Source organism: Ralstonia pickettii (genome assembly GCF_016466415.2).
Lineage (GTDB): Bacteria > Pseudomonadota > Gammaproteobacteria > Burkholderiales > Burkholderiaceae > Ralstonia > Ralstonia pickettii.
In genome coordinates, this window is the sequence record NZ_CP066772.2 from 1,139,464 (window position 1) to 1,158,611 (window position 19,148).

Annotated in this window: 14 protein-coding genes and 1 pseudogene; 4 read left to right on the top strand and 11 right to left on the bottom strand. The window is 61.0% G+C overall.

The genetic code is table 11. The annotated features are described in order from the left end of the window. Positions 1-73: 73 nt before the first annotated feature. On the bottom strand, positions 74-1,006 hold the full coding sequence (locus tag RP6297_RS21385; protein ID WP_009241742.1) for a 1-phosphofructokinase family hexose kinase: 933 nt from the start codon (positions 1,004-1,006) through the stop codon (positions 74-76). Positions 1,007-1,215: 209 nt separating this feature from the next. On the opposite strand from RP6297_RS21385, the gene RP6297_RS21390 reads away from it, so the two are divergent. Both RP6297_RS21390 and ppsA read left to right on the top strand, forming a co-directional pair. Next, positions 1,216-1,479, top strand: a complete 264-nt coding sequence (locus RP6297_RS21390) for a hypothetical protein (RefSeq protein WP_009241743.1) — start codon at positions 1,216-1,218, stop codon at positions 1,477-1,479. A 48-nt stretch (positions 1,480-1,527) separates the two neighbouring features. After that, positions 1,528-3,927, top strand: coding sequence for a phosphoenolpyruvate synthase (gene ppsA, locus RP6297_RS21395; RefSeq protein ID WP_009241744.1), 2,400 nt, complete (start codon positions 1,528-1,530; stop codon positions 3,925-3,927). Between the two features lie 27 nt (positions 3,928-3,954). Here ppsA and fdhF read toward each other — a convergent pair whose 3' ends face one another. Further along, complete coding sequence (gene fdhF, locus RP6297_RS21400; RefSeq protein WP_223293293.1) at positions 3,955-6,564, bottom strand: formate dehydrogenase subunit alpha; 2,610 nt, start codon at positions 6,562-6,564, stop codon at positions 3,955-3,957. A 38-nt stretch (positions 6,565-6,602) separates the two neighbouring features. After that, complete coding sequence (locus tag RP6297_RS21405; RefSeq protein WP_009241746.1) at positions 6,603-8,180, bottom strand: NADH-ubiquinone oxidoreductase-F iron-sulfur binding region domain-containing protein; 1,578 nt, start codon at positions 8,178-8,180, stop codon at positions 6,603-6,605. Positions 8,181-8,544: 364 nt separating this feature from the next. Here RP6297_RS21405 and RP6297_RS21410 point away from each other — a divergent pair, with 364 nt between their 5' ends. Both RP6297_RS21410 and RP6297_RS21415 read left to right on the top strand, forming a co-directional pair. Further along, entirely contained in the window at positions 8,545-10,512 is a 1,968-nt protein-coding gene (locus RP6297_RS21410; protein ID WP_009241747.1) for a phosphate transport regulator, read from the top strand. Further along, positions 10,509-12,164 carry a PEP/pyruvate-binding domain-containing protein gene (locus tag RP6297_RS21415; RefSeq protein WP_009241748.1) on the top strand — a complete coding sequence of 552 codons (1,656 nt, stop codon included), beginning with the start codon at positions 10,509-10,511 and terminating at the stop codon, positions 12,162-12,164. Before RP6297_RS21410 ends, RP6297_RS21415 begins: the two co-directional genes overlap by 4 nt. Before the next feature lie 197 nt (positions 12,165-12,361). Here the strand turns inward: RP6297_RS21415 and RP6297_RS22845 are convergent, their stop codons facing one another. From RP6297_RS22845 to RP6297_RS21450, 8 genes and pseudogenes are all read right to left on the bottom strand, one after another. Beyond that, positions 12,362-12,682, bottom strand: a complete 321-nt coding sequence (locus tag RP6297_RS22845) for an HPF/RaiA family ribosome-associated protein (protein WP_009277622.1) — start codon at positions 12,680-12,682, stop codon at positions 12,362-12,364. A gap of 128 nt (positions 12,683-12,810) precedes the next feature. After that, entirely contained in the window at positions 12,811-13,065 is a 255-nt protein-coding gene (locus RP6297_RS22850; RefSeq protein WP_353734615.1) for an ATP-binding protein, read from the bottom strand. Beyond that, positions 13,038-13,898 (bottom strand): annotated as a pseudogene (locus RP6297_RS21425) (PAS domain S-box protein); the annotation flags it as partial. The pseudogene RP6297_RS21425 and the gene RP6297_RS22850, both read right to left, overlap by 28 nt. Before the next feature lie 24 nt (positions 13,899-13,922). Beyond that, entirely contained in the window at positions 13,923-14,192 is a 270-nt protein-coding gene (locus tag RP6297_RS21430; protein ID WP_125472839.1) for a hypothetical protein, read from the bottom strand. A gap of 185 nt (positions 14,193-14,377) precedes the next feature. Beyond that, positions 14,378-15,490 (bottom strand): ABC transporter substrate-binding protein, encoded by a 1,113-nt coding sequence (locus RP6297_RS21435; protein WP_009241750.1) that lies wholly within the window; start codon positions 15,488-15,490, stop codon positions 14,378-14,380. After that, complete coding sequence (locus tag RP6297_RS21440) at positions 15,487-16,185, bottom strand: ABC transporter permease (RefSeq protein ID WP_223293294.1); 699 nt, start codon at positions 16,183-16,185, stop codon at positions 15,487-15,489. The genes RP6297_RS21435 and RP6297_RS21440 overlap by 4 nt, the downstream gene beginning before the upstream one ends. 77 nt (positions 16,186-16,262) lie before the next feature. Further along, positions 16,263-17,222, bottom strand: coding sequence for an ABC transporter permease (locus RP6297_RS21445; RefSeq protein ID WP_009241752.1), 960 nt, complete (start codon positions 17,220-17,222; stop codon positions 16,263-16,265). A gap of 70 nt (positions 17,223-17,292) precedes the next feature. Further along, a complete protein-coding gene (locus tag RP6297_RS21450; RefSeq protein WP_009241753.1) occupies positions 17,293-18,384 on the bottom strand; it encodes an ABC transporter ATP-binding protein in 1,092 nt (363 codons plus the stop codon). Positions 18,385-19,148 lie beyond the last annotated feature (764 nt).

Below are 19,148 nucleotides of genomic sequence, written 5' to 3' on the forward strand. Positions count from 1 at the left end.
CAACGGATCATCGCCGGCCTTGTGAGCCAAGCGGCGCTTCAATAGCGGTCAATCAGGCCGAGGCAGGTGCAACTCAAGACAATGAGATCTCCGCGAAGCGCTGCTCGATTTCGGCGGCGCTGCCAAGTTCGGTACCGGCATGGCTCAACGCGGCTGCGGCGGCGGCCATGCCGTACCGAAATGCCTCTCGCATGCCTGCATCGCGGTTTAGCGCCCACACCATTCCGCCCACGAAGCTGTCACCTGCCCCAATCGTGCTGAGGATTGACGTTCCGACAGCACCCGAGCGGACAACCTCTTCCTGCGTGACGAGCATGGCGCCGCCCGCACCCAGGGTGAGCGCCACCACCTGCGCGTGCCCCTTGCGGACAATCTCCCGCGCAGTCTGCATGCAATCCGCTTCCGTCTCCAGCGCGTGCCCCGTCAGTTGCCGAAGCTCGTTCAGGCTCGGCTTGATCAGGTATGGCGTATGCGGCAACGCAGCACGCAATGCCGGACCGGCGGTGTCCAGTACGACGCGGCTGCCGCGTGCCTTGGCCCTGTCAATGACCCATGCATAGAAATCGTCGGCAACCCCAAGTGGCAGGCTTCCGCTCAGCACCAGGTAGCGCGGCGGTGGTTGCAGCGCATCGAGGTGGTCCAGGCAGCGCTGCCATTCCGCCTCCAAGACGACCGGCCCCGGCATGACGAACCGGAACTCCCGGTGGCTGCACAGTTCCGTCACGGAAAAATTCTCTCGCGTCTCCCCTTCGATCCCGAGGGCGGCGAACGATAAGCCCTCTGCCGACAGGAGACGCGCCAATCGCTCGGCCACCGGACCGCCGGCAAGGTAGATGGCGAGGCAATCCCCGCCCAGGCGATGGACAACGCGGGCGACGTTGATTCCGCCCCCTCCAGGGTCACAGCGCACCGGTGCGCAGCGCATCTTGTGCGTATCCGTCAAGCGCTCCACCGACGTGGCGATATCGATTGCGGGATTGACCGTGAGCGTGACGATTTCCGGCATTGCACACCTCCAGGGGGCACGACTGGCAGCATGACAGTGCCAACGTGTCCAGGCGATTTTTCTGGGCGCGGGGTAATCGGCCCTCGTTTGATACGGCACAAAACCAGCGCCATCCATCATGCCAGTATTGATTCGACTGGCCGAGTCACCCTTGCTGCTTCTCGTCTCAGGTTAGGGATCGGCTTGAAAATATAGGAGACGCAATCGCCATGAAGACCGCATCACAAAACCACGGGCACCTCACCGCGAAAGAGATCAGAGAGATCATCGGCCCGTTCGAGATGGAGGTGTTGACTCGTATTCTTGCGATTGATCCGACCATCGAGGATGTGCAGATCGCCTACAAGTGGCTTCGCTCAGACGAGCACCTCGTCCGCGGCATGGATATCGAACTCACCGGTAAGGCCAGGACGATCTATGAGCTTCTTGACGCCGAGTTTCCGGACTTCGACGCATTCGGGCGTGGCGCCTAGGTTCCTCTTGCAACAATCCGTCGAACCCGCACCGAAAGGGAGGCCGTCATGGTCAACGACACCGCGCACGTTGTCTGGCTCGAAAATCTCCGGCGGACCGATGTTCCACGGGTCGGCGGCAAGAATGCGTCGCTCGGCGAGATGCTGGCCAACCTGGCGGGACGGGGCGTCAACGTTCCGCCGGGCTTTGCACTGACAGCCGATGCTTTCAGGCAATTCATAGAGGCAAATGATTTGCAGCCGGTCATCTTCTCGGCGCTCACCGACCTCGATGACAGCAAACTTTCCCTGGCCGAAGCGGGACTTGCCATCCGACGCGCCATGCTTCACGGTGAATGGCCAAAAGAGACGGCGCGGGCAATCCGTCTTGCTTACGATGAACTGAACCGCCGAACAGGGCAATCCGACTTGGACGTTGCCGTGCGATCCAGCGCAACGGCCGAGGATCTGCCAGAAGCAAGCTTCGCTGGGCAGCAAGAGACCTATCTCAACATCAAGGGCGAGCGCGCCCTGCTTGACGCCTGCCGGCGCTGCTACGCATCGCTTTTCACCGACCGGGCGATCAGCTACCGCCAAGCGAAGGGAATCGACCATCTGAAGGTCGCGCTGTCGGTCGGTGTCCAGCGCATGGTGCGATCGGACCTTGGGGGCGCCGGCGTCATGTTTTCCATCGATACCGAGACGGGCTTTGACAAATCGGTCCTGATCAATGCGGCCTGGGGTCTAGGCGAAAACGTGGTTCAGGGAGAAGTCGATCCCGATGAATATGAGGTCTTCAAGCCGCTGTTGTCGGAACCGTCGCTATCGCCCATTGTCGGGAAAAAGCTTGGCGGAAAAAGCCTCAAAATGATCTGCACAACCGACAACGAGCAGCCGACGAAGAACGTCCCCACCTCGAAAGCCGAGCGTGCGGCTTTCGTCCTGAGCGACCACGATATCCTGGCTTTGTCTCGCTGGGCCTGCGTGATCGAACAGCACTATGGCCAACCGATGGACATTGAATGGGCAAAGGACGGGCTCACGGGCGAGGTGTTCGTCGTGCAGGCCCGCCCGGAAACGGTCGAGTCACGTCGTGAAGCCAGTGCGGTAAGGACGTGGCATATCAAGAAGGCAGGCCGCAAGATGCTCTCCGGTGTCAGCATCGGCGAAGCCATCGCCGCCGGCAAAGTCTGCATCATCGAAAGCCCCAGCGACATGGGGCGTTTCGTCGACGGCGCCATCCTGGTCACCCAGACGACGGATCCAGATTGGGTGCCCGTCATGCGGCGGGCGGCTGCCATCATCACCGACCAGGGGGGACGCACATCGCACGCAGCGATCGTCAGCCGAGAGCTGGGGCTTCCTGCCATCGTCGGCGCCGGTAACGCGACGCATCTGCTGCATGATGAGCAGGAGATCACCGTGTCATGCGCAGAAGGCCGAGAAGGATTCGTCTACGAAGGCATTGCCGACTTTGCGGTCGAGGAGATCGACTTTGGCAATATCCCTGCGACGCGCACCAAGGTCATGCTGAACCTCGCCAACCCGGCGGCGGCGTTTCGCTGGTGGCGGATACCCGCCGACGGTGTCGGGCTCGCGCGAATGGAGTTCGTCGTGAACAACCATATCAAGATCCACCCGATGGCCCTGGCCCGCTTTGACACACTCAAGGACGAAGACGCCAAGCAGACCATTGCGGCGTTGACCACGGGCTACGAAGACAGGACGGAATATTTCGTCGATCGCCTTGCGCGTGGATTGGGACGGATCGCAGCGGTCCAGTATCCGCACCCTGTCATTGTCCGCATGAGCGACTTCAAGACCAATGAGTACGCGCATCTGATTGGCGGCGCGGAATTCGAGCCGAAGGAAGACAATCCCATGCTCGGATTCCGTGGCGCATCGCGGTACTACTCCCCACGCTACCGGGAAGGCTTCGCGCTTGAATGCCGCGCCATTCGACGCCTGCGCAATGAGATGGGCTTCACGAACGTCGTGGTGATGATCCCTTTCTGCCGCTCAACAAAAGAAGCGGACCGCGTGCTTGAGGTGATGGCTGACAACGGCATCCATCGTGGCGAAGCCGGTCTCCAGGTTTACGTGATGTGCGAGATCCCATCGAACGTGATTCTGGCAAAGGCCTTCGCGCAACGTTTCGATGGCTTCTCCATTGGCAGCAACGATCTGACGCAACTGACGCTGGGCGTCGACCGTGACTCGGCCGATCTCGCAGCGCTTTTCGACGAACAGGATGACGCGGTCAAATGGATGATCCGCAGTGTCATTGCGAGTGCTCACGAGGCGGGTGCACATGTCGGTCTGTGCGGTCAGGCGCCGAGCGACCACCCTGAGTTTGCTGCCTTCCTGGTCGAATGCGGTATCGATTCCATATCGGTGAGTCCTGACAGCTTCATCGCGGTCAAACGCAGTGTGGCTGCCGCGGAGAGCACTGCCGCGAAAGCGCCGTGATACGGACGTCACTCAAACTGGTCCTGATCAGTCGCTGCGCTTTTTCACCCGTACCGCAGTCACCTTATATTCGGGCGTATGCACCAGCCGGTCTCGCACGGGAGAGGTCAATCGGTTGACCAGGAGATCGGCGCGGTGAAAGCTGCAGAACAGTTGCCCAATCTGCATCGCATGGCTGATATGCAACGGCAGGATCGCGGAACCATACCGGCTTGTTACCTCGACCACATCACCTTCGATAAAGCCGTGGCGTGCTGCATCCGCTGGTGCCATGTCCAGCGTGTCCGACGGCCGTAGCGCTGCGTTCGGGGTGCGGTAGCTCATCGTGCCGGCGTTGAAGTGCTCCAGCACGCGACCTGTGGTCAGAAGAAAGGGATAGTCATCGTCTGGCCGCTCGGGCGTCGGCACATAGGCGACCGGTATCAGAGCGGCCGTCTTGCCGCCGGAAAAACGTTCCCGGTGGAGCACGGGTGTTCCGGTGTGCGTTTCGTCAGGGCACGGCCAATGCAGGTTTTCGCCGTCCAGGCGCGAATACGCCAAGCCGGCGCCCTCTGGCCAGAGCGCGCGCACTTCGTCCCAGATCTGCTCGGGGCCGTCAAACTCGAAGCCCTCCGGCTTGCCCATGCGAGCAGCCAGCGCCTGGATAATCCACCAGTCGGAGCGTGCCTGCCCAGGAGCCGTCGTGACAGCATGAACACGCTGTACGCGTCGATCCGAGTTCATGAAGGTGCCCTCTTTCTCGAAGGCCGATGCCGCGGGCAGAAACACCGTACCGAACGCCGCAGCCGTCTGGTTGATAAACAGGTCCTGCACAATCACCAGATCCAAGGCGCCAAGCGCGGCAGCCGTTGCGGATGCATTGGCCAGCGAGAGATAAATGTCGTAGCCCATCACCCACAGCGCTTTGAGCCGACCCGCCTGGGCTGCATCCATCATTTCTACGACATCCAGCCCGCGCGTGGCGGGCAGTTTGGCACCCCACACCTGTTCAAAGCGCGCGCCCGCCTGGCCAATCGATTGGGCGCCGGTGAGGGTAGCCGGGTCGCATCCCATCTGTGCTGCGCCCTGTACATTGTTCTGCCCACGCAATGGATTGATGCCGCTGCCCGGCCGACCGAGATTGCCCGTCAGCAGCGCCAGGTTGATGAGTGCCATCACCGCTTCGCTGCCTTGCAGGTGTTCGGTTACGCCCAGGCCATGAAAACACATGGCGGGCTGCCCTTTGGCGTAGATTCCGGCGGCGGCACGAATGGCCGGAGCCGACACGCCACATCGTTCGGCAACGCTCTCGGGAGCGTAGTGCGCGACATGCGCAGCGAAGGTATCGAAGCCGATGACCCTCTCGGACAGAAACGTGCGATCAACCCACCCTTCCTCGATGATCGCGGCGGCCAACGCGTTGAACAGCAGCACGTTGCTGCCAGCGCGCACTGGCAGATGCACGTCGGCCAACGCCGCCAGTTCGGTACGGCGCGGGTCGATGACCACAAGCTGCGCTCCCCTCAACACGGCCTGCTTGATGCGCGCTCCGACGACCGGATGATTCTCGGTCGGGTTCGCGCCGCAGATCAGGAACGCGCTCGCATGCTCGATATCGTCGAAGGTGTTGGTGGCTGCGCCAATGCCAAGCATCGTCTTCAGCGCTTTCGCACTGGGGGTATGGCAAACGCGGGCGCAACAGTCGACGTTGTGCGTGCACAGCACCACGCGGGCGAACTTCTGCGCCAGGTAATTCTCCTCATTGGTCGCCCGTGACGATCCGAGTACGCCAATGGCATCCGCCCCGTTTGTGGCGATGATGTCTTGTAGCCGTGACGCCGTGAAGCCAAGCGCCTCATTCCACCCCACCGCTTGCCACCTTCCATTACGCCGCAGCATCGGTTGGGTGACACGGTCTGGGGCGTGGTTGTACTCAAACGCATACCGCCCCTTGAGGCAGAGATGCCCGCGATTGACGGGGCTATCTGCAGGGCGCACCAGGACTATGCGGCCACCGGCCGTTCCGACTTCCATTTGGCAGCCGACTGCGCAGTATGCGCACGTCGTACGGGTCCAAGCCGTAGGCTTGACGCCGGACCGTTTGTCGAACAAGGCTCCGCTGGCACAACTGTCTACACAGGCGCCGCAACTGACGCACCCCGCCGTGAGCAACGTAGGCCCCTTGCCGATTGCAATGCGCGTCGTATCGTCGCGCCCGATCGTCTCCCAGATGAATTGCCCTTGCACTTCCTCGCAGATGCGTACACAGCGGTCGCAATGGACACAGCGTTCCATGCCGACGCCAAGGTAGGGATGGCTGTCATCTTTAAAAAATCCGTCCTCGTGCTTGCCCCCGGGCGGCACACCGTATTCGGCCAGCAGACGGTGGAACGGGTGCTTCGGATCTGCGGCATACGCCGTTCGCGGATAGCGCGCGGCGATGAGCTCCAGATTCGTGCGGCACAGTGTGTCGAGCGCGTGGCTGCGCGTCTGCACGACCATGCCTTCAGCTACTTCGGCTGTGCAACTCGCAACCTGCCGCCGTTGGCCTTCGACCTCCACGAGACACAGGCGGCACGCGCCAGAAGGCACCAGGCGTTTGTCGTGGCACACGTGCGGAACTGCCTTGCCCGCCGCCGACAGCGCGTCGATCAGCAAGGCGCCTTCCGCCACCTCCAATGGGCTGCCGTCGATTGTCAGTCGCACCATGCTTGCAGCTCCGACGGATAGTGGCGGCGCACAGACTGGACAAACTCGGCCAGCCCCCGGCCATGCCCGCAAAGGCTGGTCGCCGCCAATGCATCAATCAACCGGCGAAAACGGTCCGCATCAACTGGCAGACGGTTGGCCGCCGCATCCGCCATCGCCGCAAGAATGGGCGTACCAAGATGACAGGGCGTGCACTTGCCGCAGGACTCGCGAGCGCCGAAACGCAAGACCTGGGCAACGATGCGTGGGATGGACGTGTCGTCGGCAAACGCGATGACGCCGCCATGCCCCACGGCGCAATCGATGGCCTGCATCTCTTCGTAGCCGAGCCGGGTGTCGAGCAATGTCGGTGGAACGATGCCGGCCAACGGGCCACCGACCATCAAGCCATTCAGCTTGCCACGACGCAACCCTTGCCCGAGCTGCTCGACGACATCCGCCAGACTGATGCCGAACTCGACTTCATAAAGCCCAGGGCGACAAAACAGAGAATTCAAAGACAACAACTTGGTGCCTCGGCTGTTGGAGAAGCCGAGGGCGGCATACGCAGCGGCGCCATGGGTCACGATCCAGGGGATCGCGCACAAGGTCTCGACGTTGTGTACCAGCGTGGGGGCGCCAAACAGTCCGCGCTCGCTGATCTGCGGAGGCCTTGGCCGCACTTCCGGACGGCGGCCTTCCAGCGCGTTCAGCAGGGACGTCTCTTCTCCACAGATGTAGGCGCCCTGCCCCACCACCAGCTCGAGTTCGAGTGTCGGCCCGAGCCAGCCAGCCACACGCGCCTGTTCCAGTGCATGCGACATGACCCGCACCGCATCCGGGTACTCCTTGCGGATGTAGATGTAACCGCGTCGCGCGCCTACTGCGTGTGCGGCAATCGCAGTGGCCTCAATGAGGCGAAACGGATCGTCCTCCAGCAGGAACCGGTCAGAGAACGCGCCCGGGTCACCTTCGTCGGCATTCACGACCACATACTTGGTTTCGGCGCATGCGCCGGCAACGGCTTGCCATTTGATGCCTGCGGGGAATGCGGCGCCGCCTCGCCCTCGCAATCGGGACGCCTCCATCATGTTCAGCAACGCTTGTGGCGCCATCTGCCGAGCTTTCTCAAGCGCTGCCCCGCCGCGGCGATAGGTCGGCAGATCGCGCACGCCACCGCGCAGCACGTTGCCTAACAACACGGTTTGGCACGCATGCTCGCCCACGTGCGGTCGAACATCGTGCGCGCCGTCACTGGGTGCGTCATAGCATTTGCCAAGGCAGTAGAGCACCGGGGTCTGCGTGGCCGCGGTCTGCCAGCGGTCCGGTCTATCGGCGCGGGCGGCAAAACACGCCAACCCCGCGCAAGCGCACTCGCTGATCGCCGTGTGCTCAAGGTGATAAAAGCCGATTGGAGCTGGATGCCGTTGCCTGGGCATCGTCACGGTCTCGATGGCGCCTCGGTTCGTGGGCAACGTCGCCGCTAGGGTAGACACGACGTCGCTGCCGTCAGCCTGTTCTGCATCCCCACCCCGCTCATGCCGATGCAGGCGCCTGCGCAGGACGTCTCGTAAGACTGGCTTCATGTTCGTGGCCGCAACGGAAGGACAGAATCATTGTTCGCCAGCCGGGCGCGCGCAGCTTGATGCCGGTCAAGTCGCCGGTTGATATCGGCCGGGTACGGTGACACCGAAATGTTGGGTTCGCGCTTGCTGCCACATGTTCGCGCGAGGTCTGGCCGCGACGGCAATGAGGCACCCAGAGCGCCGTACACGCTCAGCCCTCCTCCGCCAAAAGTGATCCGGTGGCGCTATGCCGCGAAGATGTGCTGTGTGGGGGCTTGATCCGAGTCAACCCCTAACGCCATCGACTACCTAGACTTTCCACGTTTGTCCCAGCATTCCGTGGAACGGCGATCCGGCTGGCCACGTCTGCCGCTTGAGCATACCGATGCAAAAAGCCGAAGCCGTCGTTGCAATTGGTAAGCGCAGCTTGCTGCTGCCAGCATGGATCAAGGCCGCCCTCGCCGCCAATGATCGTCTCAAACTCTTCCTGAGCGTTGTGCAAGCCGCTGCTGCACACGCAGCGCACCCCGATCTGCAGATGCTAGATCTGGCACCAGAGATCGGTGTGGCCCAGAGCGATGCCGCCTGGCTGCGTGACATGCCCGCAACAGCAATCCAGGTGGACAGCGCGTTACGCCTGCCAAATCTGCAGCGTTTCGCCAAGCGGGCGGCGGAAGAACTTGGCGTGATGGCCCGTCCGGTGCTGGAAGCACATGACAACGCATTTCGCGAGCGCGTGCAGAACTGGCTTGCCTGGCTGGGCAAGATCGATGCAGGCGAGTTGACCAACGCACAACTACGCGCGTTGACCAGCGGTGTGACTGCCGGCGGCGAAGACAGCTTGCACCAGCTGATCATGGATCTGCACAGGCAGCTGGCAGAACTAGAGCGCTCCCTCGCAACCGAGGAGATCGACGGTGCCCACGTATGGCAGGTGCTTCCCGAAGATCGCGCCCGCATCGCGGCGTTCATGCGCGGGCTGAATCGGACCGCGCCGCTCAAGTTCGACCATACAGGTCTGGGGACTGCTGTGACGCGGGACGGGGACAAGCTCTTACTGCAAAACGACATTGGCGCGACCGATGTACACGTGCTGGTGGTTCAGGTGCAAGCAATGACCATCACGGTGAACTACGCAGACCTGCATCGCCAACGGTTCGAGTTCTTTCGATCGATGCTCGAACCATTGGACGTGCATTGGGAGGGGCTCCAATCGAAACTCGATCCCGCGCTGAACGAGGGACAGCCTTTCATCTTCGGCACTGCCCGCCTCGAATGTGGTGACGAAGCGTCGCTCGACGACGCGCTGGAAGGTATCGGCTCCCGCATCGTGTTTCTGATCGACTGGAACCGCGCGCGCAAGCGCCTGCTGTCGTTTGTCGGAAAGGACGCCGCCGTGGGCATCCTGCAAGAGGCTGCACGTATCGACGCCGGCCACATGGCCTGGCTCAAATGTGGTGGCGAAGCGCTCATCCACGGCGCCATGCAAGCCGTCGGCGCGGGCGTCTTCCGCATCGGGGACCGTCTTGACACCGTGCTTGGTGCCGCCGACGCATGCCGTTTCCTGATCGATGTGTTGCGCCTGGCAAGTCAGGCCATGCTTAATGACCAACCTGTCGCGCAGTTGGCAGACCAGACACGCCTGTTGCTGATGCGTTCCGTGCGTCTGTACGGCAGCGAATTCGAACTGCTCGAAGAGCATGCCGCGTATTGCCACGCATTGGCCCAGTCCGTCAGCGACGCACTCGAACACGACGTCATGAATACGTCATGCATGCAACCAAATTCGGGGGCCGGTGCCAGTGCAACGCAGAGGCTAGCGGCTCGCGCCAAGTCGTGGGAGCGGGAAGCCGACGAGCTCGTGACACTCGCTCGGGAGAAGGCGCAGCGGCAGCCGCGTTGGGGGCGCTTTGCCCGCGTGATCGAATCTTCCGACGACATTGCCGATGCACTGGAAGAAGCCGCCTTTCTGATGAGCCTGATTGCCGACGGCCATCAGATCGGCTGGAACGACGTCATCCGCGACACGCTTTGCCGCCTGGCACGCACGGTCCAGGTCGCCACGCAGGAGCACATCAAGGCGCTGGCGATTGCGCGCGACCTCGCTGGCTGCAGCGACATGTCCGACAGTGATGCCTTTGTTGCGGCCACGTGGAATGTGCTGCGCGCGGAGCGCCAATGCGATGAGCTTCTGAGACAGGCCCGGCATTTGATACTCGCCAGCATGAAGGATGCCGCCTCGTTGATGTTGGCCAACGATCTCGCGCAGGCTCTGGAACTGACATCCGACCGGCTGCTTGCCGCCAGCTATATGCTGCGTGACGCTGTGTTCAGCCAAGCCGAGCAGGTATGAATATGCCTTCGAGCCTGACATACGCCGAGTGGCCCGCTGATGTCTACCTGATCGGCTGCGGCCGCAAGCCGCCTGGGCTCGTACATGCTGACGCATCGCTGGAGAACATTGGGTGCAAGGCGTTCGGCCTGTTAGGGATGTCGCAGTTGGGGTTACCGGTTCCACCCGCGTTTGTGCTCGGCACGGGCTACAGCCGGAGCGACGCCATGCGGCAGCTTGCAACCGAACGCAAGGTATGGGCCCCGGGGTTGCAGCAAATCGAACTCGCCTCTGACAGGCGCTTTGGCGATACGCGTGCTCCGCTGTTGCTTGCGGTGCGCTCGGGAGCCGCTGTTTCCATGCCCGGGATGCTCGAAACCCTGCTCAATATCGGGCTATGCGATGCCACGCTGTCTGGCCTGCTCCGGCAGACTGGCAACCCCCGGCTGGTGTGGGACACCTATCGGCGCCTGGTGGCAAGCTATGGCGAAGTTGTCGAAGGAATCGCACCGCAAGTCTTCGAGGCTGAATACAGCATGGTGGCCGGAGCAGCGGATGAAGTCGAACAGCTCGACTTCGCACAATTGCGCGAACTGACCCGGCGCTCGTTGCGGGCCTATGCACAGGCCGCCGGCCGACCGTTCCCGCAAGACCCGGAGGCCCAGCTCGCAGGCGCCATCCAGGCGGTACTGGCCAGTTGGGACACGCAGAAGGCGCGCGCCTACCGGCACCAATATCAGATTGACGAGAACATCGGTACTGCCGCCACCGTCCAGGGCATGGTGTTCGGAAATGGCGGTGGGAACTCTGGTGCTGGCGTTGGATTCACGCGCAACCCTGCCACCGGCGAACCGGCCATCTGGGTGGACTTTCTCTTCAACGCACAGGGCGAAGACGTCGTGTCGGGCCGGCGACGCGTGCAAGGGCACACAGAACTGGCGCGGACCATGCCCCGCCTATGGGAAACACTGTGTGAGTTTGGGTCACGCATCGAGCGAGCCTTCGGCGACATGCAGGATTTTGAATTTACTGTGCAGGACGCACGCCTCTATCTGTTGCAGACGCGCAGCGGGAAACGTACCCCAGAAGCCGCCGTACGCATCGCGCTCGACCTTCTCGACGAAGGCATCATCGAGGCGGCAACCGCCCAGGAACGCACGGCGGGTATCGATCCGGCCGTGCTGGTACGTCACCGCGTTGCCTTTGGCGACGGCAACTCACCAGAGCCGTTGGCACATGCCGCGAGCGCATGTAGCGGAGTCGCAGCCGGCGAAATCGCCCTGGATGAGACCGCCGCGCGGGCACGGCAGGCGGCCGGAGCATCCGTCATCCTGGTGCGCAGCGATGCGCAGACGAGCGATCTGACGGCAATACAGGTAGCCTCCGGCCTGCTCACACAGCGTGGAGCGCGGACATCCCACGCGGCGGTGGTCGCGCGCCAACTCGGCAAGGTGTGCCTGATCGGCTGCGAAGCGCTGCGCGTGCACGAGTCCGCCCGCGCAATCTCATTGGGCGAAACCACCCTGCAGGAGGGCGATTCCTTGACCTTGGATGGCAACGACGGTTCCATCTATGCGGGCGAGTTCAGTGTGGTCGCGGAGCCATTGACCGATCTGCAGGCAAGACTCGCGCGACTACGCACGGGTGGCACGCGCGCTCAGTCGCACGACTAGCGCCCTTCTCCGACTCCGTCCACACGCGGTTCATGCCCGGCAAGCGCAGCAGCCGGAATCCGAAAGCTGCTCTAGGTGGCGCTCCAGCGCGCCTGGGTTGAGGACGGGCTCAGCTTGCGGAGGAGTTCCAACGTATCTCGTGAGGGCACGAGAAGCTTCGCATGATCGATAGACCGGATCTGTTACACATCCGATGGTCATGCAGCACATCGGCGTTTCAATCCCGCCGCTCTGACCATCTCATGCATGTCTCGAAGGGCATTGAGAAGCGCGACATACACGTCCACATCAGATGCCTGGTCTATTGCAAGCTCCTGCCCTTGCATCTCCACCTCGACGTGAACGAAATATGGGCCGCCACAAAGCGGCTCGGCTCTCTCGGAAGCCAGCCTCACGCTGCACCTTTCGATGCTGCATGGCAGACCATTGAGCTTGTTGAAAAATCGCCTCACGGCTTCTTTGATTGCATCTGAGGGGGGCAGGTGACGGAACTGAATCTCGACTCGTCGAGTGTCCATGATCTAAACGTATGTAAAACCGAAGTTCAACAGCGAAGCGGAACCAATGCGAACTGAGCTGCCAGCCTATTGGACGCTACGTAGCGCGCCTTGACCTATCTCAATAACGCAAGACCCCCTCACTTCACTCACCACCCAGAGGACGTATCCATCGATGTCGTTGCATAGGCTGTGTGAGATATGCGAGTGGGTGCACTCAGCGGAACGGTCACCTTCACGCTGACACCACCGCTCGGCTTCGATTCCATGTGTGCTGCGCCGCCCAACAACCACGCGCGCTCTCGAATACCTATCAGCCCGAGACCTTGCTGCTTAGCCGCATCCCGGATCGACGGGTAGCCTATTCCGTTGTCCGCTACGGATACCTCACAGTTGCCGCCCACCGCGTGGACATCATGTGCACTTGGGGCGCTTGCGCATGGCGCGCCACATTGGTCAGCGCCTCCTGCACGATACGAAGCACGCCAATCGACGAATGCCCATCCAACTCGCAAGTATCCGCGCTAACCATGACTGCTATGTGATACCGCCACTCGAAATCCGTAGCGATCCACTGGATCGCCGGCACCAAGCCCAGGTCGTCAAGCAGTTGGGGACGCAGGTCCGAGCAGATGCGACGTATTGATCTGTCGGTCGCCTCAAGGCTGATCCGAATCGCATCGAGACGGCGCCAACAACCGGTCAAAACAGCAGGCTGCATTTGCTCGGCAATTCCGGCAGTCGCCTCGTGCAACGCCCGGAGGCGCGGACCGAATCCTTGCTGCAGCTCGCCCGCAATCGCTCTCTGATCTTCCTCGCGAGCAAGCAGCGTTGAATCTGCAAGGCCGTGAAGTTCTTCCTGTAAGCGCATTTGGGCCTCATTGGCTTTCACGCGCTCACTGACATCACGCAACATGATCGTGTACCACTTTGTTCCAACCCCCTCCGAGTGCGAAATGGACGCCTCGATGGGAAACTCATGGCCATCGGCATGCAAAGCGAATATTTGCCGTTGGCTGCCCATTCGTCTTTCGTTTGACCGAGTCCTGCCGAATTGCTCGACCCATATTCTGTGAGCGGCACGGAATCGCAAAGGGATCAATCTGTCCACCGGCTGCCCAACCAGGTCATCGGCTGCATATCCGAATAGCACCTGGGCCATCGGGTTGAAGAGAACGATGCGCTGTGCTGCGTCAACTGTGACGACCGCCTCCATCGAGGCACGAATAATCGCCTCAAGACGGCGCTGGCCTCGTTGGCTCTAGAGGCTCTTGCTACGGACGAACATCGCAAGACATCGACACTGACGCGTGTAGTTGGCATAGGCCACGACAAGTAGCCCCACGCAGAATGACGCTAAAAGAATGCTCCAGGGTGAGCGAGCCGCCTGCCCCGTCGCCTCAAGCCGAATGATGGCAATCAGCAATGCGGCAATAACTGCTGGAGCAAGTACCCATTCCGCGAAGCTGCCATAGCGCGATGCCGATGGTTGCCGAATTTCATCGTCAATAAGAGCGGCCGATTTATCCATGTACGCGCAATGAGTGACGGCCCGATTCATTAAGTTAGGGCGATTTCCAACACGTTGCCAGTAACCTTATGGTTGCCATTATTTCGCTCTAAAGCACCTGTATCCGCTTAGAGAAGCAATAAACGGCTCTAATCAAATAGTCGTGAACTTCAGTTGTGGCCGACCCCCCACATTCGTTTCAAGCCTTACTGCCCCATCTTGAGCTCGGTCCATGCACGATTCCAGGCGCGCCGTGTCTGGCTGTCCAGATCGGTCAGTTGCTCGAGCCGTTTACGTTCTTCGGGGCCAGGATTGATGGCAGGATCGCTCAGCAGTTCTGCGCGGATATAGGCATGTGCCGCGCGGTTGGGATTACCTGAGCCTAGCGTGTTCGTCAGCTGTGCTGCAATCTTGGGCTGCAGCATGAAATTGATGAATCGGTGCGCTAATTCAGGATGCGGGGCAGTTCTGGATATGACAAAGCTGTCCCCAGTCATGCCGTTACCTTCCTTCTGTAGCGCTTCCTTGATGGAGAACGGCCGTTTTGCGTTCAGTGCATCCGTTTTGGCCTGGAAGATATCGTTGGAATATCCAAGCGCCACCCAGATGTTTCCGACCGTCAACTCACGGATATAGCTTTGACTATTGAATGCTGCCCAGTACGGCATGGCTTGCCGAATGGCTTCAATCGCCTCGCTCAACTGCGCTGCGCTCGTTGAGTTAGCCGAATAGCCCTTGTAGCGCAGCGCCGCTGCAATCACCTCGCGGGGATCGTCCAGCACGGTGACCTTGCCTCGAATCTTGGACAGCACCTTCGGATCGAATACAAGAGACCAAGACGTCGGGTCCAGTCCCAACTCGCGTATTCGCGCCTCGTTGTACCCGATCAGCGTGATGGTGAAGTCATAGGGCAGAGAGAAGACGTTGTGCGGATCCTGTGGTGTATCCAGATAGGCAGGTTCAATATTGGCGGCGTTGGGAATGGCGGCCTTGTTCAGGGGCTGCAGTGCACCCAGCCGCACAAGCGCGGGGATGCCATAGTTGCTCGGCCCGATAACGTCGAAGCCGCGAGCGCCGCCCGCCAGCTTGGCAAGCGCCTCTTCCATCGAGCCGTAATACGAGAGGTTGACCTTGCAATGGCATTTCGCCTGAAACTGTTCAATCGTGTCCTGCGAGAGCGAGTTGTTCCAGTTGAATACGTTCAGTTCGGCCAGCGCTCTCGTTTCGGCCGCAGTGCAACGGGGCAACAACGCGAACGAGACACCAACGACCAGCAAGCAAGTCGCCTTGACGATTCTGCTGATCGACCCGGGCTTCATACATGTACCCGCCAGACGTCTCGCGACATCCGAAAAGCAGCCAGCGAGGCTGCCAGCGTAATCAGCATCAGGATGGATGAAACAGCGTTGACCTCCGGCGTGACCGCAATGCGGATCATCGAGTAGATCTGGATCGGTAGCGTCGGTTGGCGAGGCCCTGAAGTGAAGAACGTCACCACGAAATCATCCATGGATAACGTGAACGCGAGTAGCGCGCCGGCTGCCACTCTGGGCAGGATCAGTGGCAGCACCACATACCAGATTGCCTGGAGTGGGGTCGCTCCCAGATCGCGGGCAGCATCGATCAAACTGTCGTCCAACCCTTCCAGGCGGGAACGCACCACCACGGCGACAAAGCCGACGCAGAAGGTGATGTGCGACAGCACCACGGTAAGCAGGCCGAGTTCCAGGTTGATCGATACAAAGAACAGCAGCAGCGAAACACCCATCAAGACTTCCGGGATCGCAACAGGTGCGATCACCAGGGCGGTCAACGCGCGGGGCCGGTATCGGTACATCGCGAAGGCTGCCAGCGTGCCCAATACGCTGGCGCAGACAGCAGCTTCCACCGCGATCATCAACGAATTCCATGCTGCTCGCTGCATGGCTAGGTCTCTGGCCAGCACGCCATACCAGCGCAATGTGAAGCCGGTCCACTCGGCGTTCAGGCGCGAATCATTGAACGAGTACGCCACAACCAGCAGCAGTGGCGCATATAGGAACAAGCACACGCCACCCCCGAACAATGCGGGCCAACCGATACGCTCCCGCTTCATGATGCCTCCCTGTTCATCATCGATGGGGCCGCCTCCAATTCCGCTGCGCGTACACGTTTGCTCGCTGCACGATGACCGCGAACCCATGCACCATGTCGTGGCCGCGCTGCCACCGATGCGAGCCCCATGATGCCCAGTACGGCACCGACCAGCGCAAGAGATAGCGCGGAACCCAGCGGCCAGTCCCGGTTATCCAGAAACTGCTGCTTGATCAGATTGCCGATCAAGATGGCGCGCGTCCCCCCCACCAGTTCGGGCACAGCAAAGATGCCGAAGCACGGAATGAATACGAGTGCCGCTCCAGCCCACACGCCGGGCAGCGACAATGGCCACGTCACCTGCCAGAACCGCTGCCAAACGTTCGCACCCAGATCACGAGCGGCATCGATCAGGAGTGGATCGTGCTTCTCCAGGTTGGCATAGAGCGGCAGAACCATAAATGGCAAGTGCACATAGACCAGCACGATGACCACTGCGGCAGGCGTAAAGAGCACGTCAATCGGTTGCGTACCCAGCAAGACCAGAACACCATTGAGCCCGCGCATGACATAGCCGCGCGGGCTCAGAATGATCATCCAGGCATAAACGCGCACCAGAAAATTGGACCAGAACGGCAAGATCACCAGAAGCAGCAAAATGTTGCGCCAGCGTTGCCCGCTGCTGGCAATAACCCATGCCAAAGGGTACGCGGCGGTCAGGCAAATCAGCGTCGTCAGTACTGCGTATCCCGCCGACTTCAGGAACAACAAGGCATACAGACGGTTGCTGAACAGGATCGAGACATTGTCCAACGTGAACAGGTCTCGCCAACGGCCGGTGTGTACCGTATCGCTGAAAGCAAGACTCCCGTTCTCTGTGGAAAAAAGAGGAACGAGCCCACCACTCTCCCCCGGTAGTCTGAACGCCGCCAGCAACATGATGGCTGTTGGTATGGCAACCAATGCGAGCAGGTACATCGTCGGGACCGCCCATGCTACCCAACGCATCCACCCATCTGACCGCGTGCTGGAATCCATAGACAAACGTTCAGTGACATAGGAATACACCGGCCGTTTCTGGCCACGTCAGCCCTACTGGATCGCCCTGCTGAAACTGCCCCGCCTCGGCGGTGGCGGCGTTCGCCACCATGGTTTGCAAGCGTGGGCCGCTGGCAAGTTCAACCGTGTACAGCGTCACGTCGCCTTGGTAGAGCCGGTCGCGGATGACGCCCGGCCAGCTGGATGATTGATCATCCGCAGCCTTGATTTGTCCCCGCTGAAGCCGAATCTGCTCGGGACGGATCGCGACAGTGCCTCGGCTGCCTAGCACCAAGGGTTCAGCAGAATTGACGCGCAATGCACCGAGGCCATCGACCCGGACTTGCAGACAACCGTCCGCCGCGCGCTCGACCGTTCCATCCAGCAGGTTGCATGCGCCGATGAAGCCTGCCACAAAGCGCGTCATGGGTTGACGGTAGATAATCTCGGGCTTATCGATCTGAACAACGCGGCCCGCTTGCATAACGGCAATTCTCTGGGACAGCGCCAATGCGTGAACCTGATCGTGCGTCACATACACGAACGCCACCTTGACTTGCTGCTGCAACGCAATCAACTCGTGTTGCATCTGGGCTTGCAGCGCAGCATCCAACGCCGAGAGCGGCTCATCCAACAACAGCAGGCGCGGATCAGCAGCCAAGGCCCGAGCAATGGCTACGCGCTGCCGCTGGCCGCCTGAGAGTTCATGCGGGAAGTGGTTCTCATGGCCTTGCAAGCGTACGTCCTCGATCAAGGCTTCCACACGCTGCGCAATCTTTCTTCGCGGCAGTCTTCGCATCCGCAACGCAAAGGAGATGTTGCCGGCGACCGTCATATGTGGAAACAGCGCGTAGCTCTGGAAGACAGTGTGAATCGGTCGCGCCTCCGGCGGGATGCCCGCGAGGTTGCGCCCCTCGAACAGGATCTCACCCAGGTCGGGCTCCAGAAAGCCACCGATCTGCCGCAACAGGGTGGACTTCCCGCATCCTGACGGCCCCACCAGCGTAAAGAACTCACCCGCATCCACCGAGAAGCTGACATCGTCGACGACAACATTCGGGCCGAAACGTTTGGTCAAGTGGCGAAGCTCGAGCAGGCTCATCAGGACCCTCGATCGATTGGCCGCGTGCGACGTTGCACACAGCGCATGCCAAGCCGAAGAAGCACCGGCTTTACCCTCGATATTCGGCACAAGGGCCGGTTACGGCTTGACTCACGTCAACAAGGGGCGAAACGGACTCGATCCGAGGCAATTGATCTCATAAGGTACTTGCCGAAAGCGCACAAGGCTGCGCTGCCGAGCGTGCGGCGCATCCTGCCGGTAGCGATACGTAGCGGCTACCGCACCTTGCGGCGTAGCTGGCGCAAGCTCATCTGGCCCCATAACCCTGGGGCTGGCGTAACCTGATCACTCTTACCGCGGGGGCTGATGGCCTCGCTGCTGCCCGCGCACTATTTCGCGGTACGACTGGCACGAGTGCCACTTCGCCGCTGCTGTTTTCGCCTGTCCGTGCCCCGTCAATGTAGCGGGCAGACAGCCGCAGGAAGCTTGCTACGTGCATTGCCTTGATTTCGCTCGACATGAAAATGGACTCCTGTGCATGCAGCCGGAACGGGCTCACGGCCAGCGATTCACTTGTGGATCAGCCGGCCGATCAGACAGCGATCGCGCGCCTGACTTCCGTACTTGCGTGGCGCTCATCAACGGAATGTCTGCGCTGCCTCATATTGATACGTGCGCTTGCAAGCTAAGGTTGAACACTACAGAGGCGAGCCAACGCGAGTAAGCGGCCTGGGACGAAAAGCGCATCAGCCCGATAGCGCTCCGCATGTCAGGAAAACCTGACAAGGTTTGAAGCCAGCACG

Excerpts from the sequence above, each read along its gene's own strand:
- ppsA (WP_009241744.1), top strand. The coding sequence starts at position 1,528 with ATGGTCAACGACACCGCGCACGTTGTCTGGCTCGAAAATCTCCGGCGG.
- RP6297_RS21385 (WP_009241742.1), bottom strand. The coding sequence starts at position 1,006 with ATGCCGGAAATCGTCACGCTCACGGTCAATCCCGCAATCGATATCGCC.
- RP6297_RS21390 (WP_009241743.1), top strand. The coding sequence starts at position 1,216 with ATGAAGACCGCATCACAAAACCACGGGCACCTCACCGCGAAAGAGATC.
- RP6297_RS21445 (WP_009241752.1), bottom strand. The coding sequence starts at position 17,222 with ATGTACCTGCTCGCATTGGTTGCCATACCAACAGCCATCATGTTGCTG.
- RP6297_RS21410 (WP_009241747.1), top strand. The coding sequence starts at position 8,545 with ATGCAAAAAGCCGAAGCCGTCGTTGCAATTGGTAAGCGCAGCTTGCTG.
- RP6297_RS21435 (WP_009241750.1), bottom strand. The coding sequence starts at position 15,490 with ATGAAGCCCGGGTCGATCAGCAGAATCGTCAAGGCGACTTGCTTGCTG.
- RP6297_RS21450 (WP_009241753.1), bottom strand. The coding sequence starts at position 18,384 with ATGAGCCTGCTCGAGCTTCGCCACTTGACCAAACGTTTCGGCCCGAAT.
- RP6297_RS21430 (WP_125472839.1), bottom strand. The coding sequence starts at position 14,192 with ATGGATAAATCGGCCGCTCTTATTGACGATGAAATTCGGCAACCATCG.
- RP6297_RS22845 (WP_009277622.1), bottom strand. The coding sequence starts at position 12,682 with ATGGACACTCGACGAGTCGAGATTCAGTTCCGTCACCTGCCCCCCTCA.
- RP6297_RS21405 (WP_009241746.1), bottom strand. The coding sequence starts at position 8,180 with ATGAAGCCAGTCTTACGAGACGTCCTGCGCAGGCGCCTGCATCGGCAT.
- RP6297_RS21415 (WP_009241748.1), top strand. The coding sequence starts at position 10,509 with ATGAATATGCCTTCGAGCCTGACATACGCCGAGTGGCCCGCTGATGTC.